Source organism: Clostridium sp. K13, from assembly GCF_019734195.1.
In the GTDB taxonomy this organism is placed as follows: Bacteria; Bacillota; Clostridia; order Clostridiales; family Clostridiaceae; genus Clostridium.
On the sequence record NZ_JAASHM010000010.1, the window covers coordinates 1 to 22,860 of the forward strand.

Consider the following 22,860-nt stretch of genomic DNA (forward strand, 5'->3'; position numbering starts at 1 on the left):
TACTCAAGCATATCTAAACAATCAGTAAGGAAGCATAAAGACAAACTCCGAGAAATATTATCAAGGTCAAAACCGATAATTAATGAAATAATAAATTTACTTAAATCAGAAAGATCAGGAGTTATCCCAGTTGATAATCCTACTGTACCAAAAGCGCTAGTTACTTCAAATAATAATTGCATAAATGTGTAATTTGGTTCTAAAATACTTAAGGTAAATGTTCCTATACATATAACAAACAATGCTAAAATAGTAATATTAAATGATTTTAATATCACACCAAGTGGTATTTTTCTTTTAAAGGCAACACAATGCCTGTTAGTAGATGTACTATAAATACTTTTATACAAGGTAAATAAAGTTGTAGTTTTTATACCGCCACCAGTTGATCCAGGTGATGCGCCTATAAACATTAAAATAATTAATACAAATAATCCTGCATTTGTAAAAGTACTTAATGAATAAGTACTAAATCCCGCTGTTCTTGCAGATGTACTAAAAAAGAATGCTCCAAGCCATGATATATTTTCAGTAAGCTTCAATAATATAGTTCCAACTATTAATAGTATCCCTGTCATGATAAGAACTATTTTTGTATGTAGAGTGAATTTTTTTAAAGATCTTATTTCAATAATCTCCTTAATAACTAAAAATCCTATCCCACCAAATATAATTAATCCACAGGTAGTTAAATTTAAAAGTATATTATTTTGATAAGGTATTAAGTTTTGAAGTCCTCCTAATATATCAAATCCTGAATTGTTAAAAGCAGCAATAGAGTGAAACAAACTAATGCCTAAAGCATCTAATGGTGCATAATCTTTGGAAAATACTATATAACTTAAAATTACACCTATACTCTCAAAGATTAAGGTCATAATTAAAATTGATTTAACTAATTTTACTACGCCTTTTAAAGAGTCTAAATTCATAGATTCTTTTATAAGAGTTTTCTCCTTAATTCCTACCTTTTTCTTCATTAACATGATGAATCCAACGCCAACAGATGTAACTCCTAGTCCTCCTATTTGAATTAGTAAAGCTATGATAGCTCATCCAAATACGGTAAAGGTATCAGCAGTATCTATTGCTATTAAGCCTGTTACGCAAACAGCACTTGTAGATGTGAATAGTGCATTTATAAAGGATACATTTTTACCTTCATTTATAGATATAGGTAGCATTAATAATATAGTTCCTAACAATATTACTATCAAAAAACCTAATACAATGATTCTGCCGGGTTTAATTTTCTTAATTAATTTCATTTAAAAGTCACTTCCTCAAGAATAAAATAATAGCTTGTTATTAACATGCTTTATAAAGTTAAATAATTAACTACTGTTAAATTCATAACTTTTATTGAATATTATTTTTATATTAAGATTTTTATTAATAATTATAAAAAATTGAAATAATTTTATTGATAAATATACAATAGCTTGTTCAAAAATATTAATTGATATTTTATATTCAAAATACTCTTGATTAAACTCTTCCATAATAAAAATATTGCTTCTTTTTTATTCAATAGGTATTAATAGTTTTTATGCAAAAAGACATAATTTACAATTTAAAAATATGTAAATAATGCCTTAATAATTTTAAAGGTTACTAGATTTTATATTTAAATATATTTAAAATAATGGAATCATTAAGAACAACACCTAAGTATTTCCATGTGGTTTTATGGATAATTATATATAATCAAATATCTAATTTCAATAACTTTATTAATACTCCAATGTTAAATTTTTATAACAATAATTTAACTTTATTTAACAATGCTTAAGGTTGTATTAGTAGTATTTAATAGGAAACAGATAATATAGGAATTTTAAATAACAAGTTGCAAAAGTAATAAATTGATTTATAATATTTTTTTATAAGTACTAAAATTAAAATTAGAAGATAAAGTACGATAAAAATGAAAATGAGGTGTATTTTATGAAGGAAATTATGAATCAAGCTAAATTAATAAAAGATGAATTAATAAGTTATAGAAGGACTATGCATAGTAACCCAGAGGTAGGTTCAGAGTTACCTAAAACAAAAGCATATGTTATGGATAAATTAAAGGAGTTCGGATATGAGCCTCAAGAAATATGTGAAAGTGGTATAGTTGCTACAATTAAGGGAAATAAAGAAGGAAAAGTATTTTTATTAAGAGCAGATATGGATGCATTACCAATGAAAGAGGTAACTGAATGTGATTTTAAATCAAATAATGGAAGTATGCATTCATGTGGTCATGATATGCATACTTCAATGCTTTTAGGGGCAGCTAAGCTATTAAAACAAAATCAAGATAAAATAGAGGGAACTGTAAAATTAGTATTTCAGCCAGATGAAGAAGGATTTACAGGGGCAAAAAAAATGATACAATCAGGAGTTTTAGAAAATCCAAAGGTTGATGCAGCTATGGCAATGCATGTTCATTCAGGAACGCCATCTAATGTTGTTTTATGTGGATTAGGAACTAGCATTGCAGGATGTAATAGATTTAGAATAGTAGTAAGAGGAAATGGATGTCACGGGGCTATGCCTGAATTGGGTGTAGATCCAATAAACATAGCAGCTCATATATATATATCTTTACAAGAAATAATTGCTAGAGAAATATCAGCTACACAATCAGCCGTGTTAACTATAGGTAAATTTGTTGCTGGAGAAGCAGCTAATATAATACCAGGTGAAGTTGTTATGGAAGGTACAATAAGAAGTTTAAATAAGGAAATTGGGGAGTTTATATTTAATAGAGTTAATGATATTGTTATTTCCACTGCTAAGATGTTTAGAGGAGAAGCAGAGTTAATAGAGTTATCATCAGTTCCACCATTGACTAATGATACGGAGTTATCTAAGGAGGTTACTTCTTATTTAAAGGATTTATTAGGTGAAAAATCAGTAGTATTATTTGAAGGTGGGGGAATGGGATCTGAGGATTTTGCTTCATATTCATATAAGGTTCCAAGTGTTTATCTTATGCTAGGTGCTGGTACAAAACAAGAAAATCCATTGTATGGAGAAGCAATGCACAATGAAAAGGTGGTATTTAATGAAGATATATTAGTTACTGGAGCAGCTATGCATACATATTCTGCAATTATGTGGTTAAAAAATAATAAATAAAATAATTTATTATTTTTTAATCTAATTTTAATCTTTCTTATATTTTAGATTAATTTTCCAAAAGTATTATATAACCATGGTGAACGACAAAAGTAATTAAGAATTAAAAATCATGGAGGTAATATAAATGGAAAGAAATGAAATGATCGAAGTATTAATGGGAAAGGCTAATGTAACTAGAGAGGAAGCAGAACAAGCTTTAGAGAACTGTAATTTTGATTTGTTAGATGCTATTGTTTACTTAGAGAGAAGAGGAAAAGTAGAGAACAATGAAACAACTACTATAATTGAAATTAAAGAAGAAAAAGAAGAAAGTAAAAATGACAGTAAAAAGCATGAAGAAAATTTTGGTGGTATAGGGGAAGTTGTTGGAAGAATATTTAAATTTATAGGTAAAATATTTAGAAAAGGAAATGAAAATTTCTTTGAAATTAGAAAAGATAATGAAAAGCCAATAAGAATATCTTTAACAATATCAATACTATTATTAATATTCTTTATGCCACCAGTATTAATATTATTAGTTATTGGATTATTCTGTGGATATAAATATTCATTATCAGGGAAAAAAGTAAATTATGAAAGCGTAAATAATATTTTTGAAGAAGTCTCAAAATCAGCAGATACTATTAAAAAAGATTTCAAAAAAGGTTATGAAGAATAATAGATTAATGAGGAATAGGGTAAAACTTATTCCTTTATTTTTTGTGAAAATAATAGTTTAGATGTTATAATTTAGTAGAATACTTATAAAGAGAATTTATTAATTAAATTTGGGAGAATAGAATGGAAAAGCTGGAGCTTGTAGATAAATTAAAAGATAAGACTAATATAAGTTATGAAGAAGCTAAGATGGCTTTAGAAAATAGTAATTGGGATATATTAGAGGCTATGCTTTATTTAGAAGATATAGGAATGATAAAAAAGCCTGCTGTAAGTGTATTTTATAGCAATAATCAGCAGTACGAATATAGTAAGAATGAAGAAGAAGGTAAAGAAGATTATAACAAGGATAATAGCGAAAATCAATATAAGAAGAAAAATGATTTTTATGGAGTTTTTGAAGTGATATGTAATGCTATAGACACATGTAATAATATTTTAATTGAGGTAAAAAGAGATAATGAATTGCTTTTTAAATTACCTCTTACAGTAGTGATAGTATTATTATTTTTTGCATTTTGGATTCTGATTCCTTTAATAATTATTGGATTGTTTTTTGAAATCAAATTTAAAGTGTATTCTAAAAATATAAATACAGATAAAGCTAATAAAGTAATAAGCAGAATTGAAGAAATAGTTTATGAGATAAAAGAAAAAGTAAAAAAGGGGGCTAAACATGATTAAAATTTTAATTGTTGAAGATGAAGAAAAGCTAGCTAGATTTGTGGAGCTAGAACTTAAGCATGAAGGTTATGAAGTAATAAAAGCAACTAATGGAAGGATAGGCCTTGAAATAGCAGAGCAAGGTAAGGTAGATTTAGTTCTTCTTGATGTAATGCTTCCGGAGATTAATGGACTTGAAGTATTAAGAAGGCTTAGGAGAGTTTCAAATATTCCTATAATAATGCTTACTGCAAGAGATGCAGTTATGGATAAGGTATCAGGTCTTGATGCAGGGGCAGATGATTATATAACTAAGCCATTTGCAATAGAAGAATTACTTGCAAGAATAAGAACAGCTCTTAAAAAGAGAATAGTTACAGAAAAGAAAAATGAAGATGTAATAAGCTGTGGATCATTAAGTTTAGATAAAATGAAGCATAAGGTAATGTATGATAATACTGAAATTGAATTAACTAATAGAGAATTTAACTTGCTTCAAATATTAATGGAAAATAAAAATATAGTATTAACTAGAGATGTACTTATAGAAAAAGTCTGTGGTTATGATTATATTGGTGAAACAAATGTAATAGATGTTTATGTAAGATTTTTAAGAACTAAAATTGATGATGCATTTAAAACAAAAATAATAACAACAGTTCGTGGAGTTGGATACGTAATAAAGGATGAGTAAGAATAAGAAGAATAAAAAAGTTACATCTATTGCAATAAAGCTTAATGCTATACAGGTGAGAGATTTATTCTTTAAGTTTCTTATAATTGATACCATATTACTGGCTATATTACTAATTTTATGGTGCATTGATTCAGAAAAGAGTTTTTATGGATCAGTAGTAGAAAGTGCTCAAAGAAAAATAAATTTTTATCCTATAGAAACAGCAACATATACAGTAATTTGGGATAGTGGAAAGACTATGGTTAAGGAAGCTAGTGAGTTTCTATATAATATAAGAAAAATAATTATAATATTAGGAATTGCAGAAGGAATATTTTTATTAGAAGAAATAATTTTTGGGACATCAAAGGTTAGAAGAACTTTAAGACCTCTTAATGAAATAGCAGAAACAACAAGCAGACTTAGTAATTTGGACTTTGATGAAGAAAAGTTCCATAACTTAGAGAATGCTATATCTAAAATAAGTCCTGTAACTTCTGATGAAAGAATAAAGATTGAGGATAGTGAGTTTCAAGGGTTAGAAGAGGCAATAAATAAATTATTAGATAGAATGAGGGATTCATATAGGCAGCAAGCAAGATTTGTATCAGATGCCTCTCATGAGCTTAGAACTCCAATTTCGGTAATACAAGGATATGCCAATATGCTTGATAGATGGGGAAAAGATGATGAAAGTGTATTGGAAGAATCCATAGCTGCAATAAAATCAGAATCTGAAAGTATGAAGAATTTAGTAGAACAGTTATTGTTTTTAGCTAGAGGTATTAATGGAAAAACTCAGCTTACTTTAACTAAGTTTTCTATTAATAAACTGATTAAGGAAGTTGCTGAAGAATCTAAAATGATAGATGATAAACATATATATAATTATGTTTACTTTGAAGAAGATATTAATGTATATGGTGATATTGGACTTATTAAACAAACTGCTAGGATTTTAGTTGAAAATGCAGCAAAGTATACAGAAGAAGGAGAAGAAATAACTCTTAAGGTTGGTAAAAGTAGTAAGGGTGAAGCTTATTTTTCTATTCAAGACAATGGGATTGGAATGGATGAAGATGATATACCTCATATATTTGAAAGATTCTTTAGAGCTGACACAGCAAGAGTTAGAAAAGATGGAGGGACTGGTCTAGGATTATCTATAGCTAAATGGATTATTGATAATCATAATGGATATTTTAGTGTTTTAAGTAGAAAAGAAATAGGAACTAGAATAACAGTACATTTAACAAAATAGCTTAATTATCAGTATAAAAAATACCCCTATCAGTTAGATATTTTTTTCTTATCTAGCTGATAGGGTATTTTTAGTTATATTTTCATCTTTCTAAAATTAAGAGGAGTTTTTCCATGTACCTTTTTAAAGCTTTTAACAAAGTTTCCACTGTAATTATAACCAAGTTTTTTAGCTATTTCTTCAACACTTAACTCAGTAGTAGAAAGCAAATTTTCAGCCATTGTCATTCTTATAGAATTAGTATATTCACTAATAGACATATGATATTTAGCAGAAAATCCTGCTTTTAGCTTTTGCTCATTTAAAAATACCATCTTACTTAAACTCTTAATAGTAGGAGGATTACAAAATTCCTCAGTTAATATATCATGCGCTTTTTGTATTGCATTAGCATCAGAAGCGGTTAATGTGATAAATCTATCTTTACCTATTTGGATCTTTCCATAATCTAATTGATTAGTAAAAACATTTTCTGGTGAAGAGTTTAATTCCTTAGAAAGTAAAGCGATAGATTCTAAAATTTTGCTTTCTAAATATATAGGGGTAAGTTCATTAACTTCAGACATACTTCTTAATCTTTGAATGATAGTAGATATTTCAAGGGGAAGATATCTATATGTATAATTACTAATAAAGTTATCAAAATCTAAGGTGTTGGGAAAATTTGGTTCAATTATTTCATTAAAGTACTTTTTATAAATAGTTATTTCAGCACCATGAAAATGCTGACCTTTTTTCCATGTTTGTTTACCTTTTATAGCTTGTTCAGCAACGAAAAAAGAAGAAGGACTAAAAGAAGATATGGGATTATTTTCAATTTTAAATTCAGTTTCTCCCGTATAAACAGTTCCAAATCTCATTAAGTGTTCTTTATGATCAAAGGAAATAGAAAAATCACTAGGTATAGTATAATCACCAATTCCAAAGTCATAATACCCCTCTCTACTATATTTAATAAAATATCCAAGTTCAGGTTTATTTTCATTTTTGTAAATTGTATAGTTTTCTGTTTCGTAAGGAGTAAAAGTCATTTCTTTTAAAACTCTATTTTGAAAATCTTTTGTTGTTTTAGAAATCATGAATACCTCTCCGTAATAAATTATTTGTTTAAATTTAGGAAATAATATTTTTAATAGATTATATAAATAAGATTTATTATTTACTATCTAAATTATACATTTTACACTAATAAAAAAACAATTTAAATAGATGATAAAATTATTAAATTAGGTGCAATGGTTGAAATGAGAATGACTCTCATATACAATTAATTCGAGTCAAATGAGAGAAAAATCGAAGTTAGTTATAAGATATATGGAGGTATAAAATGAAGAAGAAAATATTAAAGACATTAGTTGCAACTTGCATGACAGCTATGATGTTTGTAGGATGTGCAAGCAATAGTGCAACAAATGAAGATAAAGCTATAGGAAAAACTGTAACAGTTACAGATGTAAGAGGAGAAGTTGAAATACCTGCAGATCCTCAAAGAATAGTAGATTTAAGTGGTAATAGTGATATTTTATCAATTTTAGGATATAAGGTTATAGGAACTGCAAATAGTGATGCTTATGATTACACTAAGTTCCCTTCATACTTAGAAGAAACATTAAGTGGAGCAGAGATATTAGGATATAGCATGCAAGATACTATGGATGTAGAAGCTGTTATGAACTTAAAACCAGATTTAATAGTTATATCAACAGTTCAAGAAAAAATGTATGATGCATTAAGTGAAATTGCTCCAACTGTAATGATTCAATTAGAAGCTTTAAACTGGAAAGATGATGTTAGAGCTTTAGCAAAAGTATTTAATAAAGAAGATGTTGCAAATGAATGGTTAACTAAATATGAAACAGAAGCTAAAGAAGAAGGAGACAAGATTAAAGCTGAATATGGTGAAGATACAACTTATCTTTCATTCTTAGCAAGTGGTGGACAATTCTTTATATTCGATGGTGCAGGATTTGGTGATGTATTATATAACGATATGGGATTAGCTAAACCAGCAGGAATGCCAGAACAAACTGATATTAGTTTACCAGTTGTAACTTATGAAGGATTAGCAGCAATTCAAACAGATTATATATTCTTAATTGCAACAGATGAAGATTTAGCACAATTAGAATCAAATGCAATTTGGAACAGCTTACCTGCAGTTAAAGAAGGTAAAGTAGTAGTATTACCATCATCACCATACTTTAACCAAGGATATAGCTCAATAGGTAGAGAAGTATTAGTAAATGAAATAGGTGACATGTTAAATGAAACAAAGTAATAAACGTACAATAATATTTGTAATTTGTAGTTTGTTACTCTTAGTAGGAGGATTGACTTTAGCTGTAAGGTTAGGGTCAGTCCATATTACTTTTTCAGATATTTGGAATAGTATCTTCAATTACAATGAAACTTTAGAACTTATGCTAGTTAGAGATGTACGTATTCCAAGAACACTTTGTGTGTTATTTACTGGAGGAGTTTTAGGAGTAACAGGAGCAATGATTCAAGGTGTTACTAGAAACCCAATAGCAGAACCATCAATATTAGGTATAAGCCAAGGGGCAACTTTAGTAATAGCTATTTTTTATGCAGCTGGAATAGGAATAACAACTCAAAATGTAATGATAGCATCTTTTATAGGTGCAGTAATAACTGGAATTATAGTTTTAGGTTTTATATCAAAAAAAGCAAATAATAACTCAATTGCAAAGATACTTTTAGCAGGAACAGCTATGAGTACATTCTTTATTTCTTTAACTACCGTAATTGGACTTTTATCAAACCAATCGCAAATGATAGGTTTTTGGGTATCAGGTGGCTTTAGAAATGCAAGTTGGGCAGATTTTAAATTAATATTTATTGTAGGAGTTATTGGTCTTATTATTGCAATATTATTATCACCAAAGATAAATATATTAAACTTAGGTGATGATGTAGCAATTGGACTTGGAGAAAATCCAGAAAAAATAAGATTTATTACTCTTATGGTTATGATACCAATGTGTGCAGCAGCAGTTGCAGTAGGAAAAAATATAGCATTTGTTGGCCTTATAGTACCACAAATAGTTAGAAAATTATTAGGTGAAGATTATAGAAGAAATATTCCATGTGCATTTTTACTTGGAGCAGTTCTTTTAACTTTTGCAGATGTTGCAGCAAGAATGATATTTAATCCTTATGAAACACCAATTGGTGTATTTACAGCATTAATAGGAATACCATTCTTTATATCAGTAGCTAGAAAGGAGAGAGGATAATGAATAAGAAAAAATTTAATATAGTTATAGCTGTATTAACAGTTTTATTAGTTATCTCTTTTTTAGTTACTTTATGTTGGGGTACATATAAAATTTCACCTTTAGAAGTTATAAACACTCTTTTAGGTAATGGAACAAAGCTTCAAAATACAGCAATATTAACAATAAGACTTCCAAGAATGTTAGTAGGAGTATTTGTAGCAATTGCATTATCAACAGCAGGGGCAATTCTTCAAACAGTTACTAAAAATGATTTAGCTGATACTGGGATAATAGGAATAAATGCTGGAGCAGCAGTAGCAGCAATAATGTTTATTACATATTCAACAGGAGCATATTATAGTGAGTTAGGACAGCTTTCAATATTTGTTTTACCATTTATGGCTATAGTAGGGGCAAGTATTACTGCTTTTATAATTTATATGATGTCTAGTAGAAAAGGAATAAAACCTAAGAGACTTTTATTAATTGGTATTGGATTAAATGCTGGATTAAATGCATTTATAACTTTCTTTACTTTTAGAGGTGGTGTTGGAGACTACAATAGAGTGTTAGTTTGGACATCAGGAAGCCTTTGGGGATCAGGATGGAGTTATGCAAAAGTGATTATTCCAATAGTAGCAGTAATGTTTATGATAGTTTTATTAAATCATAAAAAGTTAGATGTATTAAATCTTTCAGATGAGCTTGCTATATCATTAGGTTTAAACTTAGAAAGAGAAAGAAAAAGGTTTTTGAGCTTTGCAGTAATTTTAGCAGGAACAGCAACAGCTTTTGCAGGAAATATAGGGTTTTTAGGACTTATAGCTCCTCATATTGCAAGAAAGTTAGTTGGACCTTATCATAAAAAATTTATTATAGTATCAGCAATGATAAGTGTTATTATAGTTATTCTTGCAGATGCAGTTTCAAGAAATCTATTCTCACCAATTGAAATACCAGTTGGAATAACAGTATCAATATTTGGTGTACCATACTTTATTTATTTAATGATGAAGGAGAAGTAATTATGGAAGCTATTAGTGTAAAGAACTTAAGTGTTGCATATGAAAATAATACTATAATTGAGGATATGAGCTTATCAATACCAAAGGGAAAAATAAGTATAATAATTGGAGCTAATGGATGTGGTAAATCAACCTTACTTAAGACAGTAGCAAGAATTAATAAGCCAAAGAATGGTGATATCTTTATAAATGGAAAGAACATAAAGAAAGTTAAAGAAAAGAATATAGCTAAAGAAGTTGCATTTCTTCCTCAAGGACCTGTATGTCCAGATGGACTTACAGTAAGAGAACTTGTTGCTTTTGGAAGATTTCCTCATCAAAAAATGATAGGTGGACTTACTACTCATGATAAGGAGCTTATTGATTGGGCAATAGAAGAAACAGGACTTAGTGAATTTGCAGATAGAGAAGTTGAAAATTTATCAGGTGGACAAAGACAAAGAGCATGGATTGCAATGACTTTAGCTCAAGAAACAGAAATAATAATGCTTGATGAACCTACTACATACTTAGATATGTCTTATCAATTAGAAGTTTTAGAGGTGCTTGAAAAGCTTAATAAAGAAAAGAATATTACAGTAGTTATAGTTCTTCATGAACTTAATAATGCTTGTAGATTCGCTCATAACATAATTGGACTTAAAAAAGGTAAGATTATATGCCAAGGTAAGCCATTGGATGTTATTAATAAAGAAAATTTAAAAACAATATATGGAATTGATGCTAATCTTACAATAAGTGAAGATGGTAAGTATCCAATATGTATGGAATATGACTTATTCAGGGGGACTAATGAAAAATAAAAATTTTATAATAATAGTTATAGGGCAGATTATTTCGCTGTTTGGTAATGCCATTCAAAGATTTAGTATGTCATTATATCTATTAGAATTTACAGGGAGTACAGCTGTTTTTTCTACTATATTAGCAATATCAACTATACCTTATATTATATTTGCACCAATTTCAGGTAGGCTTTCTGATAATATAAACAGAAAAAAGATAATGGTTTATTTAGATTTAATCTGTTCATTATTAATTGGAGGTTATGCATTTATATTATTAAGAGGTCATGATCATGAAATTATAGTTGGAACTGTAATGTTTGTATTATCAATATGTGCAACCTTATATGGACCAGCAGTTACTTCATCTATTCCACAAATAGTAGAAGAAGAAAAATTAACTTCTGCAAATGGAATAATAAATCAAGTTGGATCAATTGTAAACTTTGCAGGGCCAATACTTGCAGGATTACTTTATGGAATATTAGGTATTAAAATTATAGTAATAATAAATGCTATAAGCTTCTTAATATCAGCTATTATGGAAATGTTTTTAGATATTCCAGACATAGTTAAAAAAGAAGAATCAAGTAGTGATAAAAATGAAAAAGTAATATCTATGAATTTTGTAAAAAAATCATGTGTAGATATGAAAGAAAGCTTTATTTACTTAAAGAAAGAAAAGAAGGTTATATTAGGAATTATAGCTTCTTATGCATTATGTAATATTTTCTTAGTACCAATATTATCAATAGTTGCACCATACTTTATAAATGTATTCTTAGGACTTCCATCACAAGTTTTTGGAATAGTAGAAGCAATATGTGTTTTAGGAATGATATTAGGAGGGTTCTGGATAAGTGTAAAACCTAATATGTTCTCTATTAAAAAAGTACATTATACATATTTTCCAATGATATTTGGAGTTATTCTTATGTCTATATTAGGTTTTATAAGGTTAAATGCTTATGCTTTAGCAGGAATTTTTGCTTTTGGTGGACTTGCAATAATGTTATCATTAGCTTTATCTAATGTATTAACTTTAACATTTATACAAAAACAAATTCCAGGTAATATGTTAGGGAGAGTATCAGCATTTTCAACAGCAGTAGCAACTATAAGTGTTGCACCAGGACAAATACTATTTGGACAAGTTATAGATAGGGGAGTACCAATAAGTATAATACTTATTGTATCTGCTATATGTAATATTGGGCTTATGTTATTTATTAAATGGAATGTACGTAATGTAAAAGTTAATTAATATAAAACAAAACTACTTTCAATTGATTTTATTTCAAGTGAAAGTAGTTTTTATTTTAATAAATTTTATTAAGCATATTTATATTTAGATTTATATTTTTTTAGATAAAATATAGATACTATAAGTGATAAAAGTTCAGAAACAGGTACGGATAACCAAACTCCATTTATTCCAATTAGTAATGGTAATACTAAAACAGATATTACTATAAATACTAAGGTTCTTAGGAAAGATATAATTGCTGATATCTTACCATTAGAAAGAGCTGTAAATAATGCAGATGTAAAAAGATTTAATCCCATAAATAAAAATGAAATAGAAAAAAGTTTTAAACCTATATTAGATAATTTATATACATTAGTTCCATTGCTTGTGAATATTGAAACTAATAAATCAGATTTTAATAATCCAAACATAAATACAAGAATAGATACTACAAGAATTCCAATTATGCTAAGCTTATAAATTTTATGAAGGCGATCATTATCTTTTTTGCCATAATTAAAGCTTATTAATGGAGAGCATCCCATAGAATATCCCATAAAGACAGCTACTAATAATCCTTGAATATAAAGTATTACAGTAACTGCAGCAACGCCATCTACACCTATTAACTTCATTAAAATGTTATTAAATAATAAAGTTACTATGCTAGCAGAGAGAGAAGATACCATTTCAGAAGAACCATTAATACAAGTTTCAGATAAAAGTTTTAAGTTAAAAATCTTAGTTTTTACAATATATAATGAATTCTTACGATTGAATATAAAATATGCTAAACCTAAAAGTCCAGGGATAGAATATCCTATACCTGTAGCAATAGCAGCTCCGGAAATACCAAAGTTAAGGACCTTTATAAAAACATAATCTAAAATTACATTACTTATCCCACCTATAATAGTAAAAGTAAGACCTAAATTAGCCTTTCCAATAGTAATAAAAAATGTTTGGAATACTACAGAAAACATAGTTGCAGGCAAAAATATTAAACTTATTACTGCATAGTTAAAGCAATAATTATAAATAGAGTCATTTGCTCCTAAAAACTTTAAAAGTGGATTTATAAATATAAAACTCAATATAGAAATAATAACACTTAAAGCTATAGAAATAAAAACTATAGTTGAAAAATCCTTTCTTGCTTCATTTTCTTTTCTTTCTCCCATTTTTTTAGAGATTATAGCATTACCACCTGTAGAAAGCATTGTAGATATAGCAATAACAGTCATGATTATTGGGAAGACTATATTTATTGCAGATAAAGCATCAGTTCCAACAAATCTTGAAACAAACATTCCATCTACCATAGTATATAAATTCATAAATACCATTCCAATAATTGATGGAAGAGAAAATAAAAATAGTGATTTTGCTGTAATTTTTTTATCTAATGCATTATCAGTATAATTATCTATAGATGTTTCTTGTGATTTTTCCATAGAACAATTCATAAAATCATCTCCTTGTCTATTTAATTATTTAAGAATACAATAGAAAATATAAACTATGTTGTTACAACATAGTCAAGGAGGAAGAATGAAAAAATCATTATTTACAACAGGTAAGTTTGCAGAGTTATGTGAAACAACAAAAGAGACTCTTAGACATTATAAAAATATAGGACTTTTAAAGCCAGAGGTAAAAGAGCAGAATGGGTATCAATATTATTCGCAAAGTCAATTATATGATTATTATTTAATAAATACTTTAAAAAATACAGGTTGTTCTTTGAATCAAATAAATAAATATATTAATAATGAAGAAGCTGACTTAAGGGTATTATTAGAAGAGCAATTAGAACAAATATTAATAGAAAAACGGAATATAGAAAAAAGAGAACAGGTTATTAAACAAAGTATTAATAAATATGATTTAATAAAAGATTATGTAAATTTTAATAGTTGTTATATTAGTGAAGAAGATGATGAATATTTTGTTATAACTGCATTAAAGGATGTTGAATCAAATAGTGAGTGGATGAAAAGTATTAATAATCATTTAAGATACTGTGAAGAAAATAGGTTTAGTATAGAGTATCAATTATCATATATGGCAATACTTGCTGAAGAAGAAAGAGATTTTAAATATTATATTGCTAGTAAGGTTTATTCAAAAGTAGAATGTGAAAGGCTTCATATAAAAGCTAAGGGAAAATATATAAAGTATATACATAAAGGTGAATATAAACCAGTAGAGATTTATAATATTATAGAAAAGTATGCTAATGAAAATAATTTAGTTATTGGTAAAAACTCATATGAGTCTGAAGTTTCTTTATATAGACAAGGATATGAAGAAGATTATGTAACTGAAATTTCAGTAGAAATTAAGTAGCAGTGCATCTAGTAGAAGAAATTATATTAGTTAATTATTTAATGGAGTTTTATTAAAATTATAATTGGACAAAGTTTTTTATTGTTCAATTATCATAGTTTGATATAGCTCCATTTTTATTTTATAAGAATAAATTGTTGCAGTAGTAACTTAAAAGTGCCTAATTGTTAGAAGATAAATAGGTTGATACAATGAAGTCAGTTAATAGATTACAAAAATAATAAGATTAAGTTAATAAAATATGAATATTTTGGAGGAATTAATATGATAAAACATATAAATGAAAAAGAATTTAACATGGAAGTTTTAAAGGAAGAGGGAATGGTTGTTGTAGATTTCTTTGCAACTTGGTGTGGACCTTGTAAAATGTTAGCTCCTGTATTAGAAGATGTTCAAGAAGAAATGAAGAATGTAAAAATAGTTAAGGTTGATATAGATGAAAACCCTAATGTAGCAAGTGAGTATAAAGTTAAAAATATACCAACAATAAAAGTATTTAAAAATGGAGAAGAAATTACTACAAATGTGGGGTTCTTACCTAAGGGTGCTTTAGTAGAAATGATAAATAAATCAATTTAGGTTAGCCTACTCCCAGGAGATAAAGAATTATTAATTTTCTCCTGGGGATTTTTTATAATGAGGAGGACAAAAAATATGAATAAGTATGATGCTATAATAATTGGATTTGGAAAAGGTGGAAAAACTCTAGCTGGGTTTTTAGGAAAACAAGGAAAAAAAGTAGCTTTAATTGAAAAGTCAGAAATGATGTATGGTGGAACTTGTATTAATATTGGATGTATTCCAACTAAAAGGTTAGTTCATAAGTCAAAAGTAGCTTTATATAAGAAGTTAAATTCTTTTGAAGAAAAAGCTGAAGAATATAGAAGGGCAATAGAAGAAAAAGAAGAGCTAGTTAAAATGTTAAGAGGAAAAAATTATAACATGTTAGATAACAATGAAAATATAACTATATACACAGGAACAGCATCTTTTATATCTAATACAGAGGTTGAAATATATACTGAAGATAGAAAATTAATTATAGAAGGTGAAAAAATATTTATAAATACTGGAGCAACTACTGTAATACCTAATATTCCAGGAATAAATGATAGTAAGAGAATATATACAAGTACTCAAATATTAGATTTAAAGGAATTACCTAAGCATTTAGTAATTGTTGGTGGAGGTTATATTGGATTAGAGTTTGCATCAATATATGCAAGTTTTGGATCAAAGGTTACTGTAATAGAAACATCAGATAGAATAGCAGGAAGAGAAGACAAAGATATTTCAGATAATATTAGAGAAATACTAGAAAATAAAGGTATTTCATTTATATTAAACTCTAATGTTACATCATTTAATGAAAATAGTGATGAAGTCACTGTTTCATACTTTAATAAATTATATAATAAGGATGAAAATATTAATGGTGACGCAGTATTAATTGCAACTGGAAGAAAACCTAATATAGAAGGATTAAATTTAGATTTAGCAGGAGTAAAGGTTACTGAAAGAGGGGCAATAGCTGTTGATAATAAGTTAAAGACAAGCGTTGATAATATATGGGCTATTGGAGATGTTAATGGTGGACCTCAATTCACATATATATCTTTAGATGATTTTAGAATTATTAAGGATAATTTACTTGGTGAAGGTAAGAGAACAACTGATGATAGACAAGTTATACCTTATTCTGTATTTATTGAACCAAATTTATCTAGGGTTGGATTAAGTGAAGAAGAGGAAAGAGCACAAGGATATGATATAAAAGTAGCAAAATTACAAGTAGCTGCAATTCCAAGAGCAAGGGTAATTGGAGAAATTGAAGGGATTATGAAGGCTATAGTAGATGCAAAGACAAATAAAATATTAGGATGTACATTATTATCTCCTGAGTCTAGTGAATTGATAAATATAATAAGCATTGCAATGAGAGCAAATTTAGATTATACATTTATTCGTGACAATATATTTACTCATCCAACTATGAGTGAAGCATTAAATGATTTGTTTGCATTAATTTAAGTACAAGGAGAAAAATTAGTGAAAAATAAAAAAGTAATATTATTTATTATATCAGTATTTATAGTAGGAGTAATATCTGGTAGTATAATTAATTTAAAAAACAAAAGTGTTAATGTTGAAAAAAATGTATTGGGATATTCATTTGAATTAAGTGATAAAGATACAATTAATAAAAAATTAGACGGAAAATATTTAAATAGTTTTGTAACAGTTATAAATAAGAAAGATGAATTTTTGATTAATTTAGAAGGCATAAATTCTGATAAAGATGTTTATATAATAAATCCTGAAGATGGCAGTCAGTTTCCGTTGCAATATGAGAATGGAAAGTTTTATGGTAAAGTAAAATTAGAAGAGAATATAGATTATGGTATAATTATGGATGTTAATTTAGTAGGTTCGATAAGAGTAGTTAATAATATTAAAGAGATAGATGAAAGTAAGTTATTTAATGAAATTTTATCAAGTTTAGGATGTGGTATCTAAACAATAAAGAGAGGTGTTGTAAAATGTATAAGGTAAAAGAAGAGGTATATAACTGTCCAGTTGAAGCATTATCTAATATCTTAGGAAAGAAGTGGGTTGCAGAAATAATATGGAATATCCAGGATAAAAGAATTAGGTTTGGAGAGCTACAAAGAATTTTAGATGGATGTAGTAAAAAGATGCTAACCCAACAATTAGATTTATTAATAGAAAATAATATTGTAATAAATGAAAAAAAGACTATAAACAATACGGTTGAATCAAATTATTATTTAAGTGACTCTGGAATATTATTACTACCAATTATGGAAAGAATGATTAATTGGGGTAATAGTAATCTTTCTTGTGAAGGTTAGAAAATATTATCTAGGGGAGTATATATTGTTAGTATTGTGATAGCTAACAATAAGATAAATTAAGGTAGTATGAAATAAGAGTTCTAATTTTACTATTATTCCATACTACCTTTTAAAAAATATAGTTACTAAAAAGTGACTAATTGTGAATATAAAGTCTTTATATTAATATAAAGAAAAAAAGAATAATAGGAGGAAACAGTTAGTGGGAAATATTAATTTTTTCATAGTGTTTATTGAGGGGATATTATCGATTTTCTCTCCATGTATATTGCCGATACTGCCGATATACTTAAGTATGTTATCAAATAGTAGTGTAGATGAATTAAGGGATTCAAAATTTAGAAGTGGAACTTTAATAAAGAATACCATATTTTTTGCACTAGGAATATCAACTACATTTTTTATATTAGGTTCATCAATAAGTGCTCTAAGTACATTTTTGAATGCTAATAAGAATATTATAATGATAATTGGTGGAATTATTATTATATTTATGGGACTATTTTATTTAGGAATAATAAAATTAGATTTATTAAATAGAGAAAAAAGATTAAATGTTAATTATAAAACTATGTCTCCGGTGTCTGCTTTTGTGTTAGGATTTACATTTAGTTTTGGTTGGACACCTTGTATTGGTCCTATCTTAGCATCAGTACTAGTTATGGCATCAACATCAGATAATTTATTTGCTTCTAATTTATTAATTGCAATTTACACTTTAGGATTTATATTACCGTTTATAATAGCATCAATATTTTATGGAAAGTTATTTAAAAAATTTGATTCAGTAAAAAAATATATGAATGAAATAAAAAAGATAAGTGGTATTTTCATAATTATAGCAGGAATAGTTATGCTTGCTAATGGTGCTATTAATGTAAATAAGCAAGTAAGTATTAAGAATGAAAATCAAACAGAAAATAGTGAGAATGTAAATGAAAATAATAAAGAAGATAATGGCAAGATTTTACCAATAGATTTTACTTTATATGATCAATATGGTAAAGAGCATACTCTTAGTGAATATAAGGGAAAAACAATATTCTTAAATTTCTGGGCAACATGGTGTCCGCCATGTAGAGAGGAAATGCCTTATATAGATGAATTGTATGAAGAATATAATAAAAATCAAGATGATGTAGTAATTCTTGGAGTAGCATCACCTAATTTAGGAAGAGAAGGGTCAGAAGATGATGTTAAGAAATTCTTATCTGAAAATTACTATAAGTTTCCGGTAGTATTTGATGAGGGCGGCCCTATGATTATTGAATATGGAATTAGTGCTTTTCCATCTACTCTTATAATAGATAAAGAAGGGTTTGTAAGTAAGTATATACCAGGGGCTATGGATAAGGAAACTATGAAGAGTTTAATTGAAGCAGAAAGATAGATAAAAAAGAGTTTGTACACTATTGGTACAAACTCTTTTTTTTTAAGCTACTTTGTTAGCTTTTAATTCATCTTTTTTTACTACGTTATATCTTATATTAACGATAAGTGCTAGTACAACACCTAAAGCTGTAACTCCGATATCAAATAGTATTACATGACTTAAGTTTATATCTGCTAATATACCAGTTATACTTGGTACTACAGTAGAAGCTATACTTGAAGCTGTAAATACTATACCAGTAATTTTACCCTTACTTGATGGGAATAATTCTGACATTGAAGTTAATGCTAATTGTAAAACTCCACCAGCAGCTGAGAATCCAATTACGAATGCAGCAACTATACAAGTAATAGTGCTTGGGAACATCCAAAGTACTACTAACATTATTAAAGATATTAATGGATAAACAAATGTAAATCTAACTTGCTTAATCCATTTAGCAACTAATATTGAAGTAACAAATACAGATACAATAGAACCAGTACTGTAGATACTTATTAGTTTAAGCGAAACTGTTTGTTCAACACCAGCAACTTCTCTTGCAAATGATGGTAACCAGTTTGCGATTATTTGGAATGTAGCAGTAGCAGTAAATCCGATTAAGATTAAGCAAATACCTTCAATCCAGAAGTTAGCTTTTTCAGTTGCTTCAGTTTTTTGTTCAGTAGCAACTTCCTTAGTGTTTTCAACAGCTTTGAAAGCTGGGAAAGAAAGCTTCATTATGAATATTCCGTTTATTACGAAAACAGCAATACAGAATATGAATGTCCATCCGAAGTAAAGGTCGTTAGCTATTAAGAAGCTTATCATCCAAGGTAATATAAATTGTCCAGCAGATATAAAGGCTTTAATAGCAACGTTTGCACTTCCTGATGCTTTAGGGAAACATTCAGTTAATGCAGGATAAGTACCAGCATCCATAAATGAGTTAGCCATACCAGCTAATAATGCAAAGAAGAAGGCCATAGTAACGTTAGTACTTACTAATATACCACCCATAAATATTGCATAAGTTCCCATGCCTAAAAGAATAAATGGCTTTCTACCATATTTGTCTGATAATATACCTGATACAAATAATACAATTAATCTACCTAATCCAAGAGCTGAAATAACATATGATACACCAGCTTTGTTAGTATTGAATTGTTCCATTAAGAAATCGATGTTTTGTGCTAAGATGATAGCACCCATACCATGTATAAAGTAGTTAATATACATAGCTAATGCCGTAGGCATATACTTATTTTTAGTAAGCGTATTTTGCATTTTAATACTCCTTTTGATAAAAATTTAACTAATTTATGTATAAAGTTTTTTGTAAGATTACAAAATAAATTTTAATATATTATTTTCAATTATTCTAATACATATTTTTGTGTTTATTTATAGAAAATATCTATATATATGTTATAATATTTTAGATTTAAAAAGAAAAATAAGTTTAAATTATAACAAAGTTAATATACAGTATAAAAATGGGATGTTAGGAAAGGAAGATAAAAATGAATTTAAATCATTTAAGTTATTTTAGGGTTTTAGCAAGATTAGAACATTATACTCAAGCAGCAGAAGAATTATCTATAACACAACCAAGCTTAAGCCATGCTATGGCGACATTAGAAAAGGATTTAGGAACTTATCTTTTTGAAAAGCAAGGAAGGAATATTAAGTTAACTAAATATGGAAAAATATATTATGAATATGTAGATAGAGCATTAAGTGAATTAGAAAAGGGAGAAAAAAAGCTTAGAGAGTTGACTAATGTTTCTACAGGAACTATAGAATTAGGTTATATATACACACTAGGACCAAAGTTCATTCCTCATCTTATTAAGGAGTTTACATCTCTAGATAATAATGAAAATATAAAATTCATATTTGGGCAAGGTACTACAAAGTCTCTTATTGAAGGCTTAAAGGAAGAAAAGTTCGATATGGTATTTTGTTCAAAGGTAGAAAATGAACCAGATATAGATTTTATTCCAATAGCAAATGAGGAGCTTGTTGTTATTGTATGTAATGATCATCCATTAGCTAAAAAGGAATCTATAGATTTAAAAGAAATAGGTAGCTATCCTTTTATAGGATTTAGTGAAAAGAGTGGTATAAGATCAATCATAGAAGAGTTATTTAAAAAGGTAGATATTGTACCTAATACTATATGTGAAGTAGAAGAGGATAATGCAGTAGCAGGATTAGTTGAAATAAATTATGGAATAGCAGTTCTTCCAAGGATATCATCTTTAAAGTATTATAATGTTAAAGTATTACCAATAACAAACCCTAAGCATGAAAGGTTTATTTATTTAGCAACTTTAAAAAATAGATATCTTACTCCTTCGGTTAATTTATTTAAGAAATATAGCTTAGAGTATAGTAAAGATAAATTTTAAAATAAATGCTATAATGTTTTGAGAAAAATATTAGATAATATATAGAGGTGATATTTTGGAATACATTAATGACATAAATATTCAAGAAGCTGTGATACATATTTTAGATAGTAATTCATCTGAGCCAATTTTAAATGAGTATACATTAGAGTTAAATGAAGATATTTATAAGTTTTTACATAAGCATATTGAAAAATGTTTAAAGGATGAAGAGTTAAAGACAGCAGCTTTTAATTCAGAGAGAAATATTGTAAAGGAAATAGTTCAAGACTATTTAAATGGAGTTGATAGTGACTTTTTAGGATTATCTAAGGAATTATCTAGACAGCTTTTTTCTATTATGAAGGGAAATGTTAATATTCCATCTTGTGATTTAATAATAGTTTCATTAATTACAGATGTAGGTCCCATGATAGGAATACTTAAGATGGATTATGTTAAGAATTTTACTCATTCTGTTGAATTTGTAAATGATAAAATAGGAATAGGGATAGTACCGCAAGCTGCAGGGTTACCAGGTAGTAGTCAAAGAATTCAAAAGGCGGCATTTATAAAACCAATTAGAGAAGAGCAAGTATTTGATTTGTATGTAATTGATAAGCAAAAAAAATCAGCTGAAGATGATGAGTATGGAGCTAATTATTTTATGAATAGTTTCTTAGGATGTAGTATTGTTACTAATAAGAGGGACATGACAAAGACATTTTTAAAGGCTACAGAAACTTGGACTAGAAGTAATATTACTGAAAATGCAGATGAGGCTGAAAAAATAAGAACAAAAATAAAAAGTAAGCTTAAGGATGAAGAGTTTATTAATATAGAAGAAGTTTCTAATGAGTTATTTAAAGATCAACCAACAAAGAAACAGGATTTTGAAATATTCATGAAGGGAAATGGATTAGAGAATGGGGTTTCTGTAGATAAAGCATGGGTAGAAAAGAAACTTAAGAGAGTAAGACTTAAAATTGATAAAGATATTGATTTATATATAAATGAAGAAGCTTATCATGATAATTCTAAATTTGAAATTCAGCGTAATGGAGATGGAAGTATCAACATGATAATTAAACATGTAATTAATTATATTGAAAAATAAAAGCTGTTGAATTTATTATTATATATTTTTGTATTAAAAATAGAGGCTATTGTATTA

23 protein-coding genes are annotated in these 22,860 nt (G+C 27.6%); 18 read left to right on the plus strand and 5 right to left on the minus strand.

Annotation, left to right across the window (positions count from 1 at the left end; translation table 11 throughout):
* Positions 1–986, minus strand: a 986-nt coding sequence (locus tag HCG76_RS07800; protein ID WP_396020911.1) for a TrkH family potassium uptake protein, incomplete at its 3' end; no start/stop codon positions are given.
* A gap of 66 nt (positions 987–1,052) precedes the next feature.
* Positions 1,053–1,268, minus strand: coding sequence for a hypothetical protein (locus HCG76_RS19515; RefSeq protein WP_365941434.1), 216 nt, complete (start codon positions 1,266–1,268; stop codon positions 1,053–1,055).
* A gap of 679 nt (positions 1,269–1,947) precedes the next feature.
* Here HCG76_RS19515 and HCG76_RS07805 point away from each other — a divergent pair.
* The 5 genes from HCG76_RS07805 (at position 1,948) to HCG76_RS07825 (ending at position 6,395) form a co-directional block, all read left to right on the plus strand.
* Positions 1,948–3,132, plus strand: a complete 1,185-nt coding sequence (locus tag HCG76_RS07805) for a M20 metallopeptidase family protein (RefSeq protein ID WP_221699749.1) — start codon at positions 1,948–1,950, stop codon at positions 3,130–3,132.
* 127 nt (positions 3,133–3,259) lie between these two features.
* Entirely contained in the window at positions 3,260–3,796 is a 537-nt protein-coding gene (locus HCG76_RS07810) for a DUF4342 domain-containing protein (RefSeq protein ID WP_221699752.1), read from the plus strand.
* Between the two features lie 122 nt (positions 3,797–3,918).
* Positions 3,919–4,479 (plus strand): ubiquitin, encoded by a 561-nt coding sequence (locus tag HCG76_RS07815; protein WP_221699753.1) that lies wholly within the window; start codon positions 3,919–3,921, stop codon positions 4,477–4,479.
* Entirely contained in the window at positions 4,472–5,152 is a 681-nt protein-coding gene (locus HCG76_RS07820; RefSeq protein WP_221699755.1) for a response regulator transcription factor, read from the plus strand. Before HCG76_RS07815 ends, HCG76_RS07820 begins: the two co-directional genes overlap by 8 nt.
* Positions 5,145–6,395: a sensor histidine kinase gene (locus HCG76_RS07825; RefSeq protein WP_221699757.1), complete on the plus strand. Its 1,251-nt coding sequence runs from the start codon at positions 5,145–5,147 to the stop codon at positions 6,393–6,395. The genes HCG76_RS07820 and HCG76_RS07825 overlap by 8 nt, the downstream gene beginning before the upstream one ends.
* Before the next feature lie 74 nt (positions 6,396–6,469).
* On the opposite strand, the gene HCG76_RS07830 is transcribed toward HCG76_RS07825, so the two are convergent.
* A complete protein-coding gene (locus HCG76_RS07830) occupies positions 6,470–7,474 on the minus strand; it encodes a helix-turn-helix domain-containing protein (RefSeq protein WP_221699759.1) in 1,005 nt (334 codons plus the stop codon).
* Positions 7,475–7,722: 248 nt separating this feature from the next.
* On the opposite strand from HCG76_RS07830, the gene HCG76_RS07835 reads away from it, so the two are divergent.
* The 5 genes from HCG76_RS07835 to HCG76_RS07855 are packed head-to-tail and all read left to right on the plus strand — an operon-like array spanning position 7,723 to position 12,708.
* Positions 7,723–8,673 carry an ABC transporter substrate-binding protein gene (locus tag HCG76_RS07835; protein WP_221699761.1) on the plus strand — a complete coding sequence of 317 codons (951 nt, stop codon included), beginning with the start codon at positions 7,723–7,725 and terminating at the stop codon, positions 8,671–8,673.
* On the plus strand, positions 8,660–9,652 hold the full coding sequence (locus HCG76_RS07840) for a FecCD family ABC transporter permease (protein WP_221699763.1): 993 nt from the start codon (positions 8,660–8,662) through the stop codon (positions 9,650–9,652). Before HCG76_RS07835 ends, HCG76_RS07840 begins: the two co-directional genes overlap by 14 nt.
* The gene (locus HCG76_RS07845; protein ID WP_221699764.1) at positions 9,652–10,659 is read left to right on the plus strand and encodes a FecCD family ABC transporter permease; all 1,008 of its coding nucleotides are present in this window, start codon (positions 9,652–9,654) and stop codon (positions 10,657–10,659) included. The genes HCG76_RS07840 and HCG76_RS07845 overlap by 1 nt, the downstream gene beginning before the upstream one ends.
* Positions 10,660–10,661: 2 nt before the next feature.
* On the plus strand, positions 10,662–11,462 hold the full coding sequence (locus tag HCG76_RS07850; RefSeq protein ID WP_221699766.1) for an ABC transporter ATP-binding protein: 801 nt from the start codon (positions 10,662–10,664) through the stop codon (positions 11,460–11,462).
* Positions 11,452–12,708 carry an MFS transporter gene (locus tag HCG76_RS07855; protein WP_221699776.1) on the plus strand — a complete coding sequence of 419 codons (1,257 nt, stop codon included), beginning with the start codon at positions 11,452–11,454 and terminating at the stop codon, positions 12,706–12,708. The genes HCG76_RS07850 and HCG76_RS07855 overlap by 11 nt, the downstream gene beginning before the upstream one ends.
* A 68-nt stretch (positions 12,709–12,776) precedes the next feature.
* On the opposite strand, the gene HCG76_RS07860 is transcribed toward HCG76_RS07855, so the two are convergent.
* Positions 12,777–14,159, minus strand: coding sequence for an MATE family efflux transporter (locus HCG76_RS07860; RefSeq protein ID WP_260458072.1), 1,383 nt, complete (start codon positions 14,157–14,159; stop codon positions 12,777–12,779).
* A gap of 85 nt (positions 14,160–14,244) precedes the next feature.
* On the opposite strand from HCG76_RS07860, the gene HCG76_RS07865 reads away from it, so the two are divergent.
* The 6 genes from HCG76_RS07865 (at position 14,245) to HCG76_RS07890 (ending at position 19,308) form a co-directional block, all read left to right on the plus strand.
* Complete coding sequence (locus HCG76_RS07865; RefSeq protein WP_221699778.1) at positions 14,245–15,042, plus strand: MerR family transcriptional regulator; 798 nt, start codon at positions 14,245–14,247, stop codon at positions 15,040–15,042.
* Positions 15,043–15,306: 264 nt separating this feature from the next.
* Positions 15,307–15,621 (plus strand): thioredoxin, encoded by a 315-nt coding sequence (trxA, locus tag HCG76_RS07870; RefSeq protein WP_221699780.1) that lies wholly within the window; start codon positions 15,307–15,309, stop codon positions 15,619–15,621.
* A 75-nt stretch (positions 15,622–15,696) separates the two neighbouring features.
* Entirely contained in the window at positions 15,697–17,073 is a 1,377-nt protein-coding gene (locus HCG76_RS07875; RefSeq protein WP_221699782.1) for an FAD-dependent oxidoreductase, read from the plus strand.
* A gap of 18 nt (positions 17,074–17,091) precedes the next feature.
* Entirely contained in the window at positions 17,092–17,559 is a 468-nt protein-coding gene (locus HCG76_RS07880) for a hypothetical protein (protein ID WP_221699784.1), read from the plus strand.
* Positions 17,560–17,582: 23 nt separating this feature from the next.
* Positions 17,583–17,915: a winged helix-turn-helix transcriptional regulator gene (locus HCG76_RS07885; RefSeq protein ID WP_195988950.1), complete on the plus strand. Its 333-nt coding sequence runs from the start codon at positions 17,583–17,585 to the stop codon at positions 17,913–17,915.
* Positions 17,916–18,120: 205 nt separating this feature from the next.
* A complete protein-coding gene (locus HCG76_RS07890) occupies positions 18,121–19,308 on the plus strand; it encodes a redoxin family protein (RefSeq protein ID WP_221699786.1) in 1,188 nt (395 codons plus the stop codon).
* Between the two features lie 42 nt (positions 19,309–19,350).
* Here the strand turns inward: HCG76_RS07890 and HCG76_RS07895 are convergent, their stop codons facing one another.
* Positions 19,351–20,580, minus strand: coding sequence for an MFS transporter (locus HCG76_RS07895; protein ID WP_221699788.1), 1,230 nt, complete (start codon positions 20,578–20,580; stop codon positions 19,351–19,353).
* 236 nt (positions 20,581–20,816) lie between these two features.
* On the opposite strand from HCG76_RS07895, the gene HCG76_RS07900 reads away from it, so the two are divergent.
* Both HCG76_RS07900 and HCG76_RS07905 read left to right on the plus strand, forming a co-directional pair.
* Entirely contained in the window at positions 20,817–21,707 is an 891-nt protein-coding gene (locus tag HCG76_RS07900; RefSeq protein ID WP_221699790.1) for a LysR family transcriptional regulator, read from the plus strand.
* A gap of 55 nt (positions 21,708–21,762) precedes the next feature.
* Complete coding sequence (locus HCG76_RS07905) at positions 21,763–22,803, plus strand: nucleoid-associated protein (protein WP_221699792.1); 1,041 nt, start codon at positions 21,763–21,765, stop codon at positions 22,801–22,803.
* Positions 22,804–22,860 lie beyond the last annotated feature (57 nt).

Coding starts and splice junctions, on each gene's coding strand:
- HCG76_RS19515 (WP_365941434.1), bottom strand. CDS start 1,268: ATGAAATTAATTAAGAAAATTAAACCCGGCAGAATCATTGTATTAGGT.
- HCG76_RS07805 (WP_221699749.1), top strand. CDS start 1,948: ATGAAGGAAATTATGAATCAAGCTAAATTAATAAAAGATGAATTAATA.
- HCG76_RS07810 (WP_221699752.1), top strand. CDS start 3,260: ATGGAAAGAAATGAAATGATCGAAGTATTAATGGGAAAGGCTAATGTA.
- HCG76_RS07815 (WP_221699753.1), top strand. CDS start 3,919: ATGGAAAAGCTGGAGCTTGTAGATAAATTAAAAGATAAGACTAATATA.
- HCG76_RS07820 (WP_221699755.1), top strand. CDS start 4,472: ATGATTAAAATTTTAATTGTTGAAGATGAAGAAAAGCTAGCTAGATTT.
- HCG76_RS07825 (WP_221699757.1), top strand. CDS start 5,145: ATGAGTAAGAATAAGAAGAATAAAAAAGTTACATCTATTGCAATAAAG.
- HCG76_RS07830 (WP_221699759.1), bottom strand. CDS start 7,474: ATGATTTCTAAAACAACAAAAGATTTTCAAAATAGAGTTTTAAAAGAA.
- HCG76_RS07835 (WP_221699761.1), top strand. CDS start 7,723: ATGAAGAAGAAAATATTAAAGACATTAGTTGCAACTTGCATGACAGCT.
- HCG76_RS07840 (WP_221699763.1), top strand. CDS start 8,660: ATGAAACAAAGTAATAAACGTACAATAATATTTGTAATTTGTAGTTTG.
- HCG76_RS07845 (WP_221699764.1), top strand. CDS start 9,652: ATGAATAAGAAAAAATTTAATATAGTTATAGCTGTATTAACAGTTTTA.
- HCG76_RS07850 (WP_221699766.1), top strand. CDS start 10,662: ATGGAAGCTATTAGTGTAAAGAACTTAAGTGTTGCATATGAAAATAAT.
- HCG76_RS07855 (WP_221699776.1), top strand. CDS start 11,452: ATGAAAAATAAAAATTTTATAATAATAGTTATAGGGCAGATTATTTCG.
- HCG76_RS07860 (WP_260458072.1), bottom strand. CDS start 14,159: ATGAATTGTTCTATGGAAAAATCACAAGAAACATCTATAGATAATTAT.
- HCG76_RS07865 (WP_221699778.1), top strand. CDS start 14,245: ATGAAAAAATCATTATTTACAACAGGTAAGTTTGCAGAGTTATGTGAA.
- trxA (WP_221699780.1), top strand. CDS start 15,307: ATGATAAAACATATAAATGAAAAAGAATTTAACATGGAAGTTTTAAAG.
- HCG76_RS07875 (WP_221699782.1), top strand. CDS start 15,697: ATGAATAAGTATGATGCTATAATAATTGGATTTGGAAAAGGTGGAAAA.
- HCG76_RS07885 (WP_195988950.1), top strand. CDS start 17,583: ATGTATAAGGTAAAAGAAGAGGTATATAACTGTCCAGTTGAAGCATTA.
- HCG76_RS07895 (WP_221699788.1), bottom strand. CDS start 20,580: ATGCAAAATACGCTTACTAAAAATAAGTATATGCCTACGGCATTAGCT.
- HCG76_RS07900 (WP_221699790.1), top strand. CDS start 20,817: ATGAATTTAAATCATTTAAGTTATTTTAGGGTTTTAGCAAGATTAGAA.